Below are 17,377 nucleotides of genomic sequence, written 5' to 3' on the forward strand. Positions count from 1 at the left end.
ATGCCGGTATGAGCACGTCGTCTCGAGCCCGCGCAGGTCGGCCCCGGGCGACAGCCGGGACGACACAGCTCGCGCCGCGCGACGAGATCCTCGACGCCGCCGCGGCGCTGTTCGTCGAGAAGGGGTTCGCCGCTACGACGACACGCGAGATCGCCGAGCGGATCGGCATCCGTCAGGCCTCCCTGTACTACCACTTCGCCGGCAAGGACGACATCCTCGTCGAGCTCCTCGAGCGCACCGTCCGCTCGAGCGTCGAGCTCGCCGACGAACTGCGCGACACCGCCGAGCTGGACCCCGCCGCCGCCCTGCACCTCCTCGCGGTCCGAGACGCCCGCTCGCTCGCCGCAGCGCCGCACAACATCGGAACCCTCTACCTCCTGCCCGAGGCCAATCGCGAGCGGTTCGACGGCTTCCGAGCGTCGCGACGGCAGCTGCGCGACGCCTACGGCGCATTCGCGATGGATGCCGCGACCGATGCGCTGCGCGACGCCTGGACCGCGCGTGAGCTGGGCGACGCCGTCATCCACCTCGTCGAGATCGTGATCCCGCTGCGACGCGACGGGGAGGCGATCGACGCCGTGCGCATCGCCGACGGATGCCTCCGCCTGTGCGGTCTCGGCGACGAGGCGATCGCTCGCGCTCGGGCTGTCACCGCCGCTCGCTGAGCCCTCTGCGCACGACACTTCCCAGCGCTCGATGAGCCGCGCGCGGCCCGCTCGCTGAGCTTCCGGCCGGCGACCCTGCCGTTCCCCGGACACTGTTACACACCAGAAACGGAGCGGCAATCGGTGTGGAATCGCGGGCCTTCACACTCGATCCAACGATAACTATCGGCCGACAGGTATAGGGCTCCATCGCCTGGCCGGCCGTCCTTCCTCGGACGTTTCGAAAGGGCCCGTCATGGCATTGACCGCTCGGCAATCCTCATCCCACCCCGCCGGTGCCGACACCGACCACGGCTACACCCAGGAGCTGCACCGCGGCGTCGGCTCGTTCTCCTCCTTCGCCGCCGGATTCTCCTTCGTGTCGATCCTCACCACCGTGTTCCAGCTCTTCGCGCTGGGATTCGGCCTCGGCGGCGCCGCCTTCTTCTGGACGTGGCCCGCCGTCTTCGCCGGCCAGCTCCTCGTCGCGCTCAACTTCGCGCAGCTCTCCGCCCGCTGGCCGATCTCAGGCGCGATCTTCCACTGGTCGAGCCGGCTCGCCGGCACAGTCTTCGGCTGGATGACGGGCTGGACGATGATCGTCGGCCAGGTCATCACGGTCGCGGTCGCCGCCATCGCCGTGCAGGCCGTGCTCCCCGCCATCTGGGACGGCTTCCAGATCGTCGGTGGCCCGGGCGCAGACCCCTCGATCGCCTCGCCCACCGGTGCGGCGAACGCGATCGTGCTCGGCCTCATCATGCTCGCGATCACCACGACGGTGAACATCCTGAGCGTGCGCCTCATGGCGCGCATCACGTCGTTCGGGGTGCTCGTCGAGATCTTCGGCGCCATCGTGCTCATCGTGATCCTCTTCCTGCTGCCGCAGCGCGACGCGTCGGTGCTGTTCACCACGACGGGTCGCGTCGGAACGGACCCGTACCTGTTCGCCTGGCTCGCCTCGTCGCTCATGGCGGCCTACGTCCTGGTCGGCTTCGACTCGGCCAGTGAGCTGGCGGAGGAGACGCACAGCCCGCGCCGCACCACGCCGCGCACGATCCTGCGCGCGGTGACGTTCTCCGGCCTGGGGGGCGCCCTCCTCATCGTGGGCGCGATCCTGGCCGCGCCCAGCCTGACCGACGGCCAGCTGTCGACCTACGGACTCTCGTACGTCATCACTGCTGTCCTCGGCGACGCCGGCGGCCGGCTCATGCTCTGCACCGTCGCGGTTGCCGTCTTCGCCTGCACGCTCGCCGTGCAGACGGCGGGTGCGCGCATGATGTACTCGATGTCGCGCGAACGCGCCTTCCCGTTCCACCGGTCCATCGGCCGGGTGTCGCCCCGTACCGGCACGCCGATCACGGCCTCACTCGTCGTGGGCCTCGGCGCCGCGATCGCCCTCGTGATCAACCTGGGCCAGCCGGCCCTCTTCACGGCGCTCTCGAGCATCGGCATCGCGCTGATCTACATCGCGTACCTCGGTGTCACGGCGCCGCTGCTGATCGCCCGCATGCGCCACCGCCGCACGGGAGGACTCCCCACGGGCGTCGACGAGGACGGCAAGCCCCTCTTCACGCTCGGCCGCTGGGGGCTGCTCGTGAACGGCGTGGCGGTCACTTTCCAAATCGCGATGATCATCAACCTCGTGTGGCCCCGACCCGAGATCTACGACCTCGAGGGCAACTCGCCGCTCCTCCAGTGGAGCGCCCTCATCACGATCGGGGTGACCTTCGCCGCCGGCGCGGCCTATCTCCTCTGGAACCGTCGCGTGCGAGGCGCGATCGTCCTCGCTCCCATCCCGATCACCGCCGAGACGCCCGTCCAGGCGCCGGCTCGGCCCGAGGTCGGCTGACACGGTCTCCCGCGAGTCGCGGCGGGGGTGCATGGCGCCTCCGCCGCTTCTCGCGCTCGGAGCCTCAGACGGTCCGCACGGCGAGCTTGCGACTCGACAAGCGTGCGCGCGGTGCGGTGCGGTGCGCCAGCGCGGGGACGAAGGAGATCGACACGGTTCGGTTGGCGAGGCCGCGTCATTGAACACGGTCCCGCCGATTGTCAGGAGTGCCCCGCGGTGCTCGAGTCGTCCTCCGGCAGGAGTGACCAAGTGGACGGCTCTGAATCAGTCGTTCGCTGCAAGATGACGTACTCGGTCTCGGGATGCTCCGCAATGAAGCGCTGCGCGTCCTTGAGCGGCATCGTCTCTTCGGGCACCACGTCGCCGTTCTTCTCAGACCAGTCGTTCCTGAACTGCACGCGGTACTCGATCACACGAGGAGGGTACCCGGTCACGTCTGTCGTGCGGCGACGGCACTTTCTGCGCCTGCTCGCTCGCCGAACAGCGGTCGTCGATCGGGCGACCCTGGGGTGCTGAATGGATCGTTGTGGCTTCGCCGGGGCGTCAGTCTGAATCGGCGCATATCGCCGGCGATGAACAGTCTTTAGTCTGCAGATATGGATGAGACGCCGATCCCTCGGCCCACCCGTTGGTACCTGCTCGTCGTCTGGACGGCTGCTGTTGCAGTGGGCGTCCTCGTCGGCATCGGCGTGGTGTTCCTGACGCAAGCAGTCTGGGTCGGCCTCGCACTGGGCGGGGCTTCAGCAGCGGTCGTAGGCATCTCGTCCGTTCTGGCCGCTCGTCGGTCTGCTCACGGGACATTCGAGTCCGCCCCACCCTGGACGGGTGACGCCGGCATCCGCAATCACAGCGGCGGACCCATCTGAGGGGTCGTCTTCATGGTCGCGGCAGTCGTGATGACGGTGGTGGGGGTGGCCACGGCCACGCTGCCGAGAACCTGCGGCGCGCCCCGTCAGGCAGTAGGCGGGCGCGCCCCATTCTGCGAATGCGCCGCGTGCAACGGAACGTGGGAGCTGCGTCGTGCTCCTCAGACCTGCCGGCAAAGGCGCATGAGGAGGGGCACTTTCAACGCGCGGCGAGCGTTCGGCCACCGCGCTCACACCTCCGTCCCGATGACAGCGTCCGGCGTGACGCGGAGCACGGACTCGGTGTCGAGGACATCCCAGCCGGACTGGTCGACCCCCGTCGTCGCCACGACCCGCGCCCCCGTCAGCGTGACGCTCGTGCGGAGGACGTTGTAGTCGTCGTCGTGGCCCGGCGGGAGGTTGCTCATGTCGGCGCCGCGGCGGGCGAATGCCGCGAGCGGAACGGGCGCCGAGCCTGCGGCGTGGACGACGAACAGACCGGCGGGCGTGAGCAGCATGGCGTTGAGACACGCCACGGGGAAGGCATCTCGCACCAGGCGGACGCCGTGCGCGAGCTCGGTGGCCGTGGTGAGCGAGCCCCCTCCCGTCGCGCCGCGGACGACCGCGAAGTACGCCTCGCTATCGGTCGTGCCGGTGAGCCCGGACCTCGCCTCCTCGGTCAGGAGTGCGAGGGCATCCTCGCGCGGCGCGAGCAATCCGTTGTGCTGGAAGGCCGTCCCGTTGCGCAGGAACGGCTGCGCGTTCTCGGGTGAGGCCGGCGCACCCCCGCTCGCGAACCGCAGGTAGACGATCCGCGCCGCCGACGGCCGGGACAGCGTGGTCTCCCATTCATCGGAATGCCCGGCGGCGTCGCGCCCTCCCGCGGTCATGACGTCTCGCGACGCAGGGTCGAGCCATGCCGTGCCCCAGCCGTCGGCGTGCAGGCGTGACAGCGCACGGAACTGTGCCAGGACGTCGGCGCCCACGGCTGCGGCCGTGGGAAGGGGTGTGCGGGCGGCAAAGGCGAGCATTCGCGACATCGTATGAACTCCTGAGTACAGTCGCGGTCAATATGGATCCACATATGATACTTTTGGATCCTGTTCGAGAGACGTGGAGTCCCATGACATCGGTGCCCGCGGCAGACGCCGCACGAGAAATCGCGGTCCTCCCGCAGGACGGCTCCGCGATCGATGTGGCGCGCGAGCGCGAGCTCACGCGCGGCGCCGGGTTGTCGCACCACTTCAATGCGGCAGGGTCCGCGCTTCCGACGACCGCGGTCGTCTCGGCGGTCGTCGCGCACCTGCGGCTCGAGGAGCGCGTGGGCGGCTACGAAGCCGCGGCGCAGATGAAGGAGGATGTGGAAGCGGTCTACCGGTCGGCCGGCACGCTCCTCGGCTGCGCCGCAGACGAGATCGCGCTGTTCGACAGCGCCTCGACCGGTCTCCGCGTCCTCCTCGACGCCCTCCGGCCCATGCCCGGGTCGCGCATCATCGCCTCCCGCAGCACCTATGTGAGCCACGCGCTCCACCTCATGACGCTGCAGAACGAGCACGACGTCGACGTCGTGCTCGCCCCCGTGGACGATGGTCGGCGCGTCGACCTGGAGGCCCTCGAGTCGCTCCTCGCCGACGGGCGTCCCACGATCCTGACCATCGCCCACGTACCCACATCGTCGGGGCTCGTCGAGCCGGTCGCCGCCATCGGACGCCTGGCGCGGAAGTACGACGCGGTGTACCTGCTCGACGCGACGCAGTCCGTCGGGCACCTCGACATCGACGTCGCCGCGATCGGGTGCCATGTGCTCGTGACGACCGGCCGCAAGTTCCTTCGTGCGCCCCGGGGCACGGCGCTCGCGTACGTCGAGCGACACTGCGCGGCGATGCTCGTCCCGACCGCGCCCGACGTCCGGGGCTCGCGGTGGCTCGGCGAGCGCGACTGGGACGTCACCGCCACGGCGCGGCGGTTCGAGACCTGGGAGGCGGGCATCGCCGGCCGGCTCGGCCTCGGCGTCGCCCTCGACGAAGCGCAGCGCCGCGGCATCCCCGAGACGGCCGCATGGCTGACGTCGACAGGAGCTCACGTCCGGGAGTCGCTGCGCGGCATCCCCGGCGTGACGATCGCCGATCCCGAAGGCGCCGATTCGGCGATCGTGACATTCCTCGTGGACGGGCTGACGGCCGCACAGACCGCCGCACGCCTCGCCGACCGTCGGATCCGGGTGGTCTCGGTGCCGGCGACCCACGGCCAGTGGGATCTGGGGGATCGTGCGATAACGTCCGTCGTGCGTGCCTCCCTGCACGTGTACAACGACGACGGCGACATTGCGAAGCTCCTCGAAGGCGTCGCGGATGCCGCCCGAGAAGGAGCCCGCACATGAGCTCCCTCGACGCGGACGTCCTCGTCCTCGGCCTGGGCGTCCACGGCAGCGCGACCGCCGCGAGTCTCGCGCGACGCGGCGTCGACGTGCTCGCGGTCGACCGATTCACGCCGGGACATGCGCGGGGCTCCTCGCACGGTCGCACACGCATGATCCGCCGCGCCTACCCCAACCCGGTGTGGAACGACTTCGTCGCGCGCGCCTTCGACGGGTGGGCCGAGCTCGAGCGCCAGACGGGCGAGACGCTCGTGCACCGCACGGGCGGTCTGTACGCGCACCACGGCCAGTCGCAGCTGCAGGGGCCGGACTGCGTCGTCGTCGACGACCGCGCGCGCATGGCCGAGCTCATGCCCGGCTTCGCGGTGCCCGAGGGCTACCGGGCCGTCCATGATCCGTCCGCCGGCGTCATCGAGGCATCCCGCGCGCTCACGGCGTTGCAGCGATCCGCGAGCGCGCACGGAGCTGAGCTGCGGTGGGGCGTGCGCGCCGAGGGGTGGGAGAGCATCCAGGGCGGCGTCCTCGTGCGCACCGACGCGGGCGACCTGCGCGCGCGAACGCTCGTGATCGCGGGCGGCAGCTGGATGGGAGCGCTGGTGCCCGAGCTCGCACCCCTGCTCGAGGTCTGGCGCATCCTGACCCTCACGGTCGCGGCCGGGCAGGCGGTGGGGCAGCCGCCGTCGCTCGGCGCGTTCTCGGTCGACCGCTCGGAGGGCCTCGTGTTCGGCATCCCGGATGCGGATGGCAACGGCGTCAAGCTCGGGGTGGACGCGGGCGCCGTGTGGGACCCCGAGACCCCCGTCGCCCCGCCGTCGGACGACGAGATCGCCACGCTGCAGGCCCTCCTCGCGGCATACGTGCCCGGCATCGACACGACGCCCGTCGAGGCCGCGGCATGCCTGTACACGATGACGGCCGACAAGCGCTTCGTCCTGGGACCGCTCGGGCGCGCGCCGGAGGTGATCGTCGCCTCCGCGTGCTCGGGGCACGGCTTCAAGTTCGGGCCCGCGGTCGGCGAGGCGCTCGCAGATCTGGCGACGGGCGTCGCACGCGACGACCTCGCGTTCATCTCGACATCCCGACGGGGGTTCTGATCATGACGATCGCGCTGGCCGCGCCGCATCCGGAAGCCGTCGCCGCGGGGGAGCGCGCCGTCGCCGCCGGCGGCAACGCCCTGGATGCCGCGCTCGCCGCGGCCGTGATGCTGACGGTCGTCTACCCGCACCAGTGCGCACTGGGCGGCGATCTCATCGCCCTCGTGCGGTCGCCGGAGGGCGCGACGACGGCCGTCGTCGCCGCCGGCACATCGCCTGCCGGCATCGCGGAGGCCGCCGCGGGCTGGACCGAGGTGCCCCGGCAGGGCGCGCACTCCGTCACGGTGCCGGGCATGGTCGCGGGCTGGCGCGCGATCGCCGCGCTCGGCGCGCGGTCGGGCCTCGTGTCGGCCTTCGCGGATGCCGCGGCCGTCGCCGACGCAGGCACCGAGGTCAGCGCGGGGCTCGGCCGTGCGCTGGTGTCGCGCGCCGAGGCCGTGCTCGCCGATGCCGGCATGCGCGCCGTGTTCGCCGCCTCCGGCACGCCTCTCCTCGAGGGGGAGATGCTGCGGCAGCCCGCCCTCGCGGACACCTTGCGCATGCTCGCCGACGATCCCGACGACTTCTACCGGGGCCGCATCGCGCGGTCGCTCGTGGCGACGCTGCGCGCCGCGGGCGGCACGCACACGGAGGACGACTTCGCGGGGTACGAGCCCGAGGTCGGGTCCTCCCTCACCCGCACGATCGGCGCGCAGACGTGGCACGTCGCTCCGCCGCCGTCGGTCGGCGCCGTCCTCATAGGCGTCGTCCGCGCGGCGTCAGACCCGGCATCCCCTTCCCCCGCGGGTGCGCGGCTGGTGGACGCCGCGATCCGCGGCGTGCAGGCGCGCGCGGCCGCGCTCGGCGATCCCCGCACGAGCGAGGTGGATCTCGACGTGCTCCTCGACCTCGCCGCCGCCGTGCCCGCTCCGGCATTCGCCGAGCCCCGCCCGCTCGGCGACACGGCGGCCGTCACGGCCCTCGACGACGAGGGTTGGGGCGTCACGATCGTCCAGAGCGTCTACCAGACCTTCGGTGCGGGCCTGCTCGACCCGGCGACCGGGATCGTGCTGCACAACCGGGGGAGCGCCTTCAGCGTCGACCCGGCCTCGCCCGCCGCGATCCGGCCGGGCGCCCGCCCGCCGCACACGCTGTGCCCCGCCATCGTCGACGCCCCCGACGCGACGGTCGTGGCGGGCTGCCAGGGCGGGCGCGCACAGGCGTGGATCCTCGCGCAGGTGCTCCCCGACGCGGTCGACGCGTCGTACGAGCTGCGGGGCATCCTGGCGCGTCCTCGCTGGGTGGTGGGCGACCGCGACCTCGGCCAGGACGTCCTGTCGCTCGTTGCCGAGCCCGGCGTCGCCGACGAGGTGCTCGCGCGCGCCGAGGAGCGGGGTCTCCCCGTCGTCCGGTTCACCGGCCCCGCCGATGAGGCCGGGCACGTGCAGCTCGTCCGGTGCGCGAGCGGCCTGCTGTCGAGCGCGAGCGACACCCGTGCGGACGGCGTCGGCACCCTCATCGGCACCGACAGAACCTCGACGGAAGAGAGCCGTGCATGACCATCACGTCGACCGATCAGAATCGACACGAACACCTCACAGCCACCACGGAGGGGGCAGCCATGCTCGCGCGCCACTGGTCCGATCCGCTCACCCCCGACGAGATCGCCGGGGTGGCCGCACTCGTGCGCACGGACCCCCGGATCGGCGCCCACCCCCGGTTCTGGGGCATCGCGGTGGAGGAGTCGCTCGCGCGCACGCTCGCGCCCGGTCAGGGACGCCCCGTGCGCCTCGTCGTGATGAACCCCGATGAGCACGCCGCGTGGGAGATCACGGCGTGGACCGCCGGCACCGACCGCGAGGCATCCCTCGGCTCCTGGTCGCCGGTCGACGCGAAGCGCCCCGGCGTCTCATCCGATGAGGCGCGCATGGTCGCGCAGGCCGCGCGGAACCACCCGCTCCTCAAAGAGGCGCTCGCCAAGCGCGGGATCACCGACACGTCGCTCGTCTGGGTCGACCCCGAGTCGATCACGGGCTTCGAGCCCGAGGGCTTCGAGGACCGCCGCCTCTCGTGGGGCTCGGTGTGGCACCGCGAGTCGGCGGACGACAACGGCTACGCGCGCCCCGTTGCGGGTCTCGTGCCGATCCTCGACCTCGAGACGCTCGACATCATTCAGCTCGAAGACCACGGCGTCATCCCCATGACGACGGAGGGCGGCAACTACCGCTCCGGCACGTGGGGGCCCGACCGCACCGTCGCGCCCCTCGAGATCACGCAGCCCGAGGGGCCCGGATTCGAGGTCGACGGGCACCGCGTGACGTGGCAGAACTGGTCGTTTCGGATCGGCTTCACGCACCGCGAGGGCCTCGTGCTGCACGACATCGAGTACCGCGACGGTGACGTCGTGCGGCCCGTGCTGCGGCGTGCGTCGATCAACGAGATGTACGTGCCGTATCTCGACTCCGACCCGACGGCGTATCGCAAGAACTTCTTCGACTGGGGCGAGTACGGCGCGGGTCCGCTGACCTCCTCGCTCGAGTTCGGCTGCGACTGCCTCGGCGAGATCCACTACTTCGACGCGCACTACCTCAACGGCTATGGCGAAGCCAAGACGATCACGAACGGCGTGTGCCTGCACGAGGAGGACCACTCGATCCTCTGGAAGCACGTCAACACGCGCACCGGCGAGGCGGACGTTCGCCGCTCCCGCCGGCTCGTCATCTCGTTCTTCGCGACCGTCGCGAACTACGACTACGGCTTCTACTGGTCGCTGCACCAGGACGGCAACATCGAGCTCGAGGTCAAGCTCACCGGCATCCTGTCCGTCTCGGGCATCGCCGACGACACGTCGCCCGCGTTCGGGCGCATGGTGAGCCCCAACGTGCAGGCGCCCACGCATCAGCACTACTTCGCCGTGCGCCTCGACACCGCCGTGGACGGCGCCAAGAACCGGCTCGTCGAGGTGCACGCCGAGATCGAGGACGACGACGAGCTCAACCCGTACGGCAACGCCGTGAAGATGGTGTCAGAGACGATCGCGTCCGAGAAGGATGCCGCGCGCATGGCCGATGCGTCGCGTGCCGTGCACTGGCGAATCGAGAACACCGAGAAGAAGAACCGCTTCGGCGAGTCGACGGCGTACCGCCTCACGCTCCCGAATACGACGCGACTCTTCGCGAAGCCGGGCAGCGTCGTGGCCCGCAAGGCGCCGTTCGTCGCGAAGCACCTGTGGGCGACGGCCTACGACCCGGCCGAGCGGTTCATCGCCGGCGAGTACCCCAACCAGGCCGACCTCTCGGCCGAGGGGATCACGGCGTGGCAGGAGGCGGACCGTCCCCTCGACGGCGCCGAACTGGTCGTCTGGCCCGTCGTGGGCGTGCACCACTACCCGAAGCCCGAGGAGTGGCCGATCATGCCGACGCACCGCATCGGGCTTCGGCTCGAGCCGGACGGGTTCTTCGTGCGCAATCCCTCGCTCGACGTGCCGCCGTCGGAGAGCTGCCACGTGCCGTCGCCCGGCGGCGTCGCGCCGGCCCGCCACGACCACGGCGCACACGCGGGGCACGACCACGGCGCACACGCGGGGCACGACCACGGCGTGCACGGCGGCGCCGGTGCACACGCGGGTCATGACCACACCGGGCATGACCACACCGGGCACGACCACGACGGGCACGACCGCGGTCACGGGGGCCACGAGAATCACGGGCACGCCCACCACTGATGGCCGACGTCCTCCTGCATGCGGGCGCGCTCGGCGCAACGGCGCTGAGCATATGCTGTCTCGCGGCATCCCGCCCGCGCGTCCGCATGCAGGAGTTGGTGCTCGCTGTCGCGATGCTCCTCGCCATGACGGATGTCGTGCTGGGGCTCTCGCTGGTCGCGCCGGTCTGGTGGGCGGCGGTCATCCTCGCGACAGCCATGCTCTCGACTGCCGGGCTGCGCGACCGCGGCTCCTCACGTGCCGTGCGGTCAGCTCGTGCGATGGATGCGCTGGGAGCCATCCTCATGGCGACACTGCTGCTGCTCATGGCCGGCCCGGGCGCCGCAGGCGACGACGCTCACGCGGGGCACGGCGTGTCGTCGACAGCCCTTGCCTGCGCCGTCGTCGGTGCGAGTGCGGTCTTCGCGGCGGCATCCGTCCACATGGCGGTGACCATGCGGATGCCGCGGGCCGCGGCATCCTTCCCGGTATACGTCCTCCGGCGCGCAGCGCCCCTCGCGATGGGTGCTTCCGTGCTGCTCATGGCCGCTGTCGCGGTCGTCTGACGCGGGCGGAGCGACGCCGATGGGTGGCGCGCGGCGCCGGTCGCGCCACTCAGCCTTTGCGGACGCCGGCGGGCTCAGCCCTTGTAGACGATCGAGGAGCGCCGCTCGTACCAGCGGGCCAGCTGCTCTCCGGCCTTGAGGACGTGCTCCCGCATCTCGGCGCGCGCGGCCTCGGCGTCGCCGCGCTCGAGCGCGTCGAGGATGCGCTCGTGCTCGTGGAAGTTCTCCTCGCGGTGACGCGCGTCGTTCACGAGGAGCTGCGCGGACACGTTGCGCGGGAACGTCTCGTTGATCTCGTCGATCGCGCGGGCGAGCCGGGCATTCCCCGAGAGCTCGGCGATCGTGCTGTGGAAGATGTCGTTCTCGCGCCTGCTGTTCAGGGCCGCGCTGCGCGTCTCGTCGCTCTCGGCGACCGACCGGTCGTACATCGCGCGGTTGGCGTTGCGGAGCTTCTCGATGTCGGACTGCGAGGCCTGCGCGATGGAGAGCGATGCCGCGAGGGCCTCGAGCTCGGCGCGCACCTGATAGGCCTCACGGACCTCCCACGGGGCGGGGACGCGCACGACGGCGCCGCGATTGGGCACGACGTCGATGAGACCGCCGGTCTGGAGCTGCCGCAGCGCCTCGCGCACCGGCGTGCGGCTCACGCCGAAGTCGTTGGCCAGCTCGGCCTGCCGCAGCTGCGAGCCGATGGCGATCTCGCCGGACATGATGCGCGCGCGGATCTTCGCGGCGATGTCGTCGACAAGAGCGTGGCCGGACATCTCCGACGGGAACTGCTCCTGGACAGTCATGCGATCCCTTTCCGCCCCTCCTCCGCATACGGCGAGGCGTTTCGCACCGTAGCAGACAGGCACCTCTATCCGAACGCAACGGCGGACGAATGTCTACAATCATGCCATATTGGATCCAGATTACATCTGTTAGGATCCAAACATGACGGCACCGGAGGACTCGATGGAACAGGCGGCCCGAGTGCGCACGATGACGCTCGAGGCGGACGACGTCCTCGCCGTGGAGCTCGAGCCGCTCGACGGCCCTTCGTCGGAGTGGACGGCGGGCGCCCACATCGATCTCGTTCTGCCTGACGCCCCCGTGCGCCAGTACTCGCTCACCGGCCGGCCCGGATCCGCGCGCTACCGCATCGCCGTGCTCCGCGAAGAGCGCAGCCGAGGGGGATCGAAGGCCGTCCACGAGCGCCTGCGCCCCGGAGACATCGTCAGGCTCCGCGGTCCCCGCAACCATTTCGCGCTCGAGCCCGCCGCCGAGTACCTCTTCGTCGCCGGGGGCATCGGGATCACCCCGATCGTTCCGATGCTCCACGCCGCCGAGCGAGCCGGTGCGCGCTGGCACCTGCTCTATCTCGGTTCGACGCGGCGCCGAATGGCGTTCCTCGAAGAGATCGAGTCGATCGGCGGGGGCGCCGTGACCGTCGTGGTCCGCGATGAGGGTGGGCGAGCCGACCTCGCGGAGGTCCTCGCGGCGCACCCCGAGGCATCCGTCTACGCGTGCGGACCCGAGCGCATGCTCGCGGCGCTGCAGGAGCTGCTTCCTGACGAGACGGGCCGGCTCCGGTTCGAGTACTTCGCCGCACCCGAGGTCGAGTACGAGCCGGGCGGCGCCTTCTCGATCCGTCTCGCCCGCACGGGGGTCGAGCTTCCCGTCGAGCCCCAGCAGTCCGTGCTCGAGGTCATGCGCGCGGCAGGCGTCGAGGTGCTCACCGATTGCGAGGAGGGCATCTGCGGCAGCTGCGAGACGCACGTCCTCGAGGGCGAGGTCGAGCACCGGGACTTCGTCCTGACGTCGAAGGAGCGGGAGGCCATGGACTGCATGATGGTCTGCGTCTCGCGGGCCTCGTGCCCTCTTCTCGTCCTCGATGCGTAAATCAAACTGGATACAATAACTACAAGATCGGATACCGAGGGGTAGATCGCGATGCTGAAGCAGGAAGACAACGAGAAGATCACGCGTTCCGGTCCCGGCACGCCGCTGGGCAACCTGCTGCGGTCGTACTGGCAGCCCGCGGCGCTCGTCTCGGAGATGCCTGGCGAGCGTCCCGTCAAGGCCGTGCGGATCATGAGCGAGGATCTCGTTCTGTTCAAGAAGCGCGAGGGCTGGGGTCTCATCAGCCGGTACTGCGCGCACCGGGGCGTTGACCTCTCCTACGGGCGCCTGGAGGAAGACGGCATTCGCTGCCTGTATCACGGGTGGCTCTATGACGGTCAGGGACGATGCGTCGAGCAGCCCGCGGAGCCGGACCACAGCCAGTTCCTCGGCAAGATCCGCATCTCGAACTACCCGTGCGTCGAGAAGAACGGGATCATCTTCACCTATATGGGCGCGGGCGACCCGCCGCCCTTCCCGCACTACGACTGCTTCGTCGCTCCCGACGAATACACGTTCGCCTTCAAGGGCCTGTGGGAGTGCAACTGGCTGCAGGGCCTGGAGGGCGGGATCGACCCGAGCCACGTGTCGTTCCTGCACCGCTTCATCCAGGAAGACCCTCGCGAGATGTACGGCCAGCAGTTCGCGGAAGAGGTCGAGGGCACGGGCAAGAAGCTCTCGATGCTCGTCGGCGAGAGCTACCGCCCCGACATCGAGGTCGAGAGCGCCGACCACGGCCTGCGCGTCTACGCGCTGCGCCAGCTCACGGAGGACATCAAGCACGTCCGCGTGACGAACCTGCTGTTCCCGAACGCATTCGTCGTCCCCTTCGGGAACACGAAGGTCTTCACGCAGTGGCACGTGCCGATCGACGACGAGAATCACTACTGGTTCATGATCTGGTACGACTTCGCCGAGCCGACCGACAAGGAGACGCTGCTCCAGCAGCGGCTCGACGGCGTCTCGCTGCCCGACTACCGACCTCTGCGCAACCGGAGCAACAACTGGGGCTTCGACCCGCAGGAGCAGAAGGAGCTCACCTACACGGGCATGGGGCTCGACATCAACGTCCACGACCAGTGGGCCGTCGAGAGCATGGGACCCATCCAGGACCGCACGGTCGAGCGTCTCGGCATCTCCGACCGCGCTGTCACGGCGAACCGGCGGATGCTGCTGCGCGCCATCGACTCGTTCGCGGCGGGCGGCCAGACGCCGTCGCACCCCGTCAGCGAGGCGGAGGCCGCGGCGCTCACCGGTCCCCTCGCGATGGACACGATCGCGGCGAACGACGCGTGGCAGTCGCGGTGGGTGCAGCGCGAGCAGGAGCGGCGGGATGCCTCGCCCTGGGCCGCGCCGCTCGAGACGGCCGAGGAGACCGTCGATGCGTGAGCGCAACGTGGACGAGCGTCCTGTCGCCTCGAGCGGGGGCGGCGTCTCGGCGCGGCCGATGCTCGCGCACGACCGCGACGGGTTCATCGGCCGCCACGGGCTGTGGAGCGAGGAGCGGTACGCCGCCGCCGGCCAGATGCGCCGCGTGGTCGACGAGATCGGCGTCGAGATGGTGCGGTTCTCGTTCGTCGACCAGCACGGCGTGCTGCGCGGCAAGACGATCGCCCGCGGCGGGATCGCCGCCGCGATGCGCTCCGGGGTCACGGCGCCGAGCTCTCTGCTGCTGAAGGACACGTCGGGCCAGTCGGTCTTCCCGGTGTTCTCGCCCGAGACGGGCGTCGGCGTCGCGGGCTTCAGCGGTGCGGGCGATATCGTCCTCGTGCCGGACCCCACGACCTTCCGCGTGCTGCCGTGGGCCGCGCAGACCGGCTGGATCCTGTGCGACGTGCGCTTCCCGGACGGCTCGCCCGTGCCGCTGTGCACTCGCACGGTCCTGCGCAACGAGCTCACGGCGCTCGCCGCCCGCGGGTACGGGATGACGGTGGGAGCCGAGCTCGAGTTCCACGTTTACCGGGCCGATCAGGCCCCCCTGACGGACGAGAACATCGGGTCGCCCGGACGCCCCGGCGCGGCGCGGCCGACGGGTCCGACGACGCGCGGATCGCAGCTGCTGCACGAGGAGGGCCTCGATCGCATGCAGCCGCTCGTGGACGCGCTCTACCGCGGGCTGACGCTCCTCGACCTCCCCCTGCGCTCGATCGAGCTCGAGTTCGGCCCCAGCCAGTTCGAGCTGACGATGGAGGCCGGGTCGGCGGCCGAGACCGCCGACGCGATCGTGCTGTGCCGCAGCGCCGTGCGGCGGATCGCCGCGAGCCTCGGCTACCACGCGACGTTCATGTCGCGCCCGCAGGGGGCGGACGGCGCATCGACGGGCTGGCACCTGCACCAGTCCCTCACGGACGCGTCGGGCGCGAACGTCTTCCAGCCCGAGACGGCGGACGGCTCGATGTCGCTCCTCGGTGAGTCGTACCTCGCGGGACTGCTCGCGCACGCGCCTGCCGCGGCGGCGTTCACGACCCCCACGGTGAACGGCTACAAGCGCTACCAGCCGAACTCGCTCGCGCCCGATCGGATCGCGTGGGGTATCGACAACAAGGGCGCGATGGTGCGGGCGGTCGGCGGATTCGGCGATTCCGCGACGCGGCTGGAGAACCGTTCCGGCGAGCCCGCCGCGAACCCGTACCTCTATATCGCGTCGCAGCTCATCAGCGGCATGGACGGGGTCGACCGAGGGCTCATCCCGCCCGCGCCGACGGACGATCCGTACAACACCGCCGCTCCGTCGCTCCCCGCCTCGCTCGGCGAGGCCGTCGCCGCCCTCGCGGTCGACTCAGCCTTCCGGTCCGCCCTCGGCGGCGTCGTGGTGGACTGGTTCGCGACGATCAAGCGCGCCGAGTTCGCCCGGTATCTGCGCCATGTCTCGGACTGGGAGCAGCGCGAGTACTTCGACATCTTCTGAACCGCACGACATCGACAGCGAGGAAACATGAGCATCAGAGCCGCCGTCCAGGCGCTGCCCGCCTACGAGCCGTTCTTCTGCGCAGGCGAGTGGGTGCCCGCGGCCGATCGCGAGCTGCACACCGTCACCGACCCCGCGACGGGCGAGGCCCTCACGGCGGTGGCGCAGTCCACGCCCGCCGACATCGACGCGGCGGTCGGCGCGGCGGCCGCCTCGCACGCCGACAAGCGCTGGCGCGGGCTCGCGCCCCTCGAGCGCGCCCGCATCCTCAACCGGGTCGCCGACCTCATCGAGGAGGAGCTCGAGGACATCGCGATCCTCGAGACGCGCGACAACGGCAAGCCCATCGAGCGCTCGCGCGCCGACGTCGCCAATGCGGCGCGCACGTTCCGCCACTTCGCGGGCGCGCCCTCGCGCATCGATGGGCGCGTCGTGCCGATCGACGGCGGCACCCACCACGTGTACACGACGCTCGAGCCCGTGGGGCCGGTCGCGATCATCCTGCCGTGGAACTTCCCGTTCATGACGGCGTCGTTCAAGATCGCGCCCGCGCTCGCGGCAGGGTGTCCCGTCGTCGCGAAGCCTGCCTCGTACACGCCGCTGTCGATCCTGCGCCTGGCCGGCATCCTGCAGCGCGCGGGGGTGCCCGACGGCGTCGTGAGCGTCCTCACGGGCGATCGTCGCGTGGGCGCCGCGCTCACGGAGCACCCCGGTATCGCCAAGATCACATTCACGGGCTCGACCGAGGTCGGCCGCACCGTCGCGCACGCCGCAGCTGAGGACTTCAAGCGCGTGACGCTTGAACTCGGCGGCAAGAACCCCAACATCGTGTTCGAGGATGCCGACCTCGACGCCGCCGTGCTGACCGCGATGCGGGCGTCGTTCGGCCACTCTGGACAGATGTGCACCGCTGCCAGCCGCCTGCTCGTGCAGCGGTCGATCCTCGCCGAGATGAACGAGCGGATGGCCGCAGCGGTGGCCAAGGTGACGATGGGCGACGGGCTGGAGGGCGGCATCACGGTGGGGCCGGTGGTCTCGGCGCAGCAGCGTGACAGCGTCCTGGACTACATCCGGCAGGGCGTCGACGAGGGTGCGACCCTCGTCGTGGGCGGGGGCACACGCGAGACGGGCTACTACGTCGAGCCGACCCTGTTCACCGACGTCTCGAACGACATGGTCATCGCGCGCGAGGAGATCTTCGGGCCGGTCGTCGGCATCATCCCCTTCGACGACGAGGCCGACGCCGTGCGGATCGCGAACGACACGCAGTACGGGCTCGCCGCCGGCGTGTGGACGAACGACCTCGCACGCGCCCACCGCATGGCGCAGGCGCTCGAGGTCGGCACTGTGTGGGTCAACACCTACAACGTGTTCGATCCGGCGCTTTCGTTCGGCGGCGTCGGCGTCTCGGGGGTCGGCCGCGATCTCGGCGACGAAGGGCTGCGGGGCTTCCTCGAGCCGAAGAGCGTCGTCATCGCGATCCCCGAGGCCTGACGCCTGCTACAGCGAGCACCCTTCGACGGAACCG

15 protein-coding genes are annotated in these 17,377 nt (G+C 70.7%); 12 read left to right on the forward strand and 3 right to left on the reverse strand.

Features of this window, described 5'->3' with window-relative positions; translation table 11 throughout:
- The first annotated feature begins 8 nt into the window (after positions 1 to 8).
- Together AAIB33_RS00620 and AAIB33_RS00625 are read left to right on the forward strand one after the other, a co-directional pair.
- Complete coding sequence (locus AAIB33_RS00620) at positions 9 to 665, forward strand: helix-turn-helix domain-containing protein (protein WP_345801633.1); 657 nt, start codon at positions 9 to 11, stop codon at positions 663 to 665.
- A 235-nt stretch (positions 666 to 900) separates the two neighbouring features.
- Complete coding sequence (locus tag AAIB33_RS00625; RefSeq protein WP_345801634.1) at positions 901 to 2,493, forward strand: amino acid permease; 1,593 nt, start codon at positions 901 to 903, stop codon at positions 2,491 to 2,493.
- Positions 2,494 to 2,693: 200 nt separating this feature from the next.
- Here the strand turns inward: AAIB33_RS00625 and AAIB33_RS00630 are convergent, their stop codons facing one another.
- Positions 2,694 to 2,906, reverse strand: coding sequence for a hypothetical protein (locus AAIB33_RS00630; protein ID WP_345801635.1), 213 nt, complete (start codon positions 2,904 to 2,906; stop codon positions 2,694 to 2,696).
- Positions 2,907 to 3,089: 183 nt separating this feature from the next.
- Between AAIB33_RS00630 and AAIB33_RS00635 the strand changes: the two genes are divergently transcribed.
- Positions 3,090 to 3,359: a hypothetical protein gene (locus AAIB33_RS00635; RefSeq protein ID WP_345801636.1), complete on the forward strand. Its 270-nt coding sequence runs from the start codon at positions 3,090 to 3,092 to the stop codon at positions 3,357 to 3,359.
- A 230-nt stretch (positions 3,360 to 3,589) separates the two neighbouring features.
- Here AAIB33_RS00635 and AAIB33_RS00640 read toward each other — a convergent pair whose 3' ends face one another.
- Positions 3,590 to 4,378, reverse strand: coding sequence for a class II glutamine amidotransferase (locus AAIB33_RS00640; protein WP_345801637.1), 789 nt, complete (start codon positions 4,376 to 4,378; stop codon positions 3,590 to 3,592).
- 83 nt (positions 4,379 to 4,461) lie between these two features.
- Here AAIB33_RS00640 and AAIB33_RS00645 point away from each other — a divergent pair, with 83 nt between their 5' ends.
- From AAIB33_RS00645 to AAIB33_RS00665, 5 genes are all read left to right on the forward strand, one after another.
- A complete protein-coding gene (locus AAIB33_RS00645; protein WP_345801638.1) occupies positions 4,462 to 5,718 on the forward strand; it encodes an aminotransferase class V-fold PLP-dependent enzyme in 1,257 nt (418 codons plus the stop codon).
- The gene (solA, locus tag AAIB33_RS00650; RefSeq protein WP_345801639.1) at positions 5,715 to 6,809 is read left to right on the forward strand and encodes an N-methyl-L-tryptophan oxidase; all 1,095 of its coding nucleotides are present in this window, start codon (positions 5,715 to 5,717) and stop codon (positions 6,807 to 6,809) included. Before AAIB33_RS00645 ends, solA begins: the two co-directional genes overlap by 4 nt.
- Positions 6,810 to 6,811: 2 nt before the next feature.
- Entirely contained in the window at positions 6,812 to 8,347 is a 1,536-nt protein-coding gene (locus AAIB33_RS00655; protein WP_345801640.1) for a gamma-glutamyltransferase, read from the forward strand.
- 62 nt (positions 8,348 to 8,409) lie between these two features.
- Positions 8,410 to 10,512, forward strand: a complete 2,103-nt coding sequence (locus AAIB33_RS00660; protein WP_345801641.1) for a primary-amine oxidase — start codon at positions 8,410 to 8,412, stop codon at positions 10,510 to 10,512.
- Positions 10,512 to 11,057 carry a hypothetical protein gene (locus AAIB33_RS00665; RefSeq protein WP_345801642.1) on the forward strand — a complete coding sequence of 182 codons (546 nt, stop codon included), beginning with the start codon at positions 10,512 to 10,514 and terminating at the stop codon, positions 11,055 to 11,057. The genes AAIB33_RS00660 and AAIB33_RS00665 overlap by 1 nt, the downstream gene beginning before the upstream one ends.
- A gap of 74 nt (positions 11,058 to 11,131) precedes the next feature.
- On the opposite strand, the gene AAIB33_RS00670 is transcribed toward AAIB33_RS00665, so the two are convergent.
- On the reverse strand, positions 11,132 to 11,851 hold the full coding sequence (locus tag AAIB33_RS00670; RefSeq protein WP_345801643.1) for a GntR family transcriptional regulator: 720 nt from the start codon (positions 11,849 to 11,851) through the stop codon (positions 11,132 to 11,134).
- 142 nt (positions 11,852 to 11,993) lie between these two features.
- Here AAIB33_RS00670 and AAIB33_RS00675 point away from each other — a divergent pair, with 142 nt between their 5' ends.
- The 4 genes from AAIB33_RS00675 to AAIB33_RS00690 are packed head-to-tail and all read left to right on the forward strand — an operon-like array spanning position 11,994 to position 17,343.
- On the forward strand, positions 11,994 to 12,941 hold the full coding sequence (locus AAIB33_RS00675; RefSeq protein WP_345801644.1) for a PDR/VanB family oxidoreductase: 948 nt from the start codon (positions 11,994 to 11,996) through the stop codon (positions 12,939 to 12,941).
- 51 nt (positions 12,942 to 12,992) lie between these two features.
- The gene (locus AAIB33_RS00680) at positions 12,993 to 14,330 is read left to right on the forward strand and encodes an aromatic ring-hydroxylating dioxygenase subunit alpha (RefSeq protein ID WP_345801645.1); all 1,338 of its coding nucleotides are present in this window, start codon (positions 12,993 to 12,995) and stop codon (positions 14,328 to 14,330) included.
- A complete protein-coding gene (locus AAIB33_RS00685; protein WP_345801646.1) occupies positions 14,323 to 15,849 on the forward strand; it encodes a glutamine synthetase family protein in 1,527 nt (508 codons plus the stop codon). Before AAIB33_RS00680 ends, AAIB33_RS00685 begins: the two co-directional genes overlap by 8 nt.
- Positions 15,850 to 15,876: 27 nt before the next feature.
- Entirely contained in the window at positions 15,877 to 17,343 is a 1,467-nt protein-coding gene (locus AAIB33_RS00690) for an aldehyde dehydrogenase family protein (protein WP_345801647.1), read from the forward strand.
- Positions 17,344 to 17,377: the final 34 nt, after the last annotated feature.

The sequence above is a fragment of the Microbacterium sp. AZCO genome, from assembly GCF_039614715.1.
Lineage (GTDB): Bacteria > Actinomycetota > Actinomycetes > Actinomycetales > Microbacteriaceae > Microbacterium.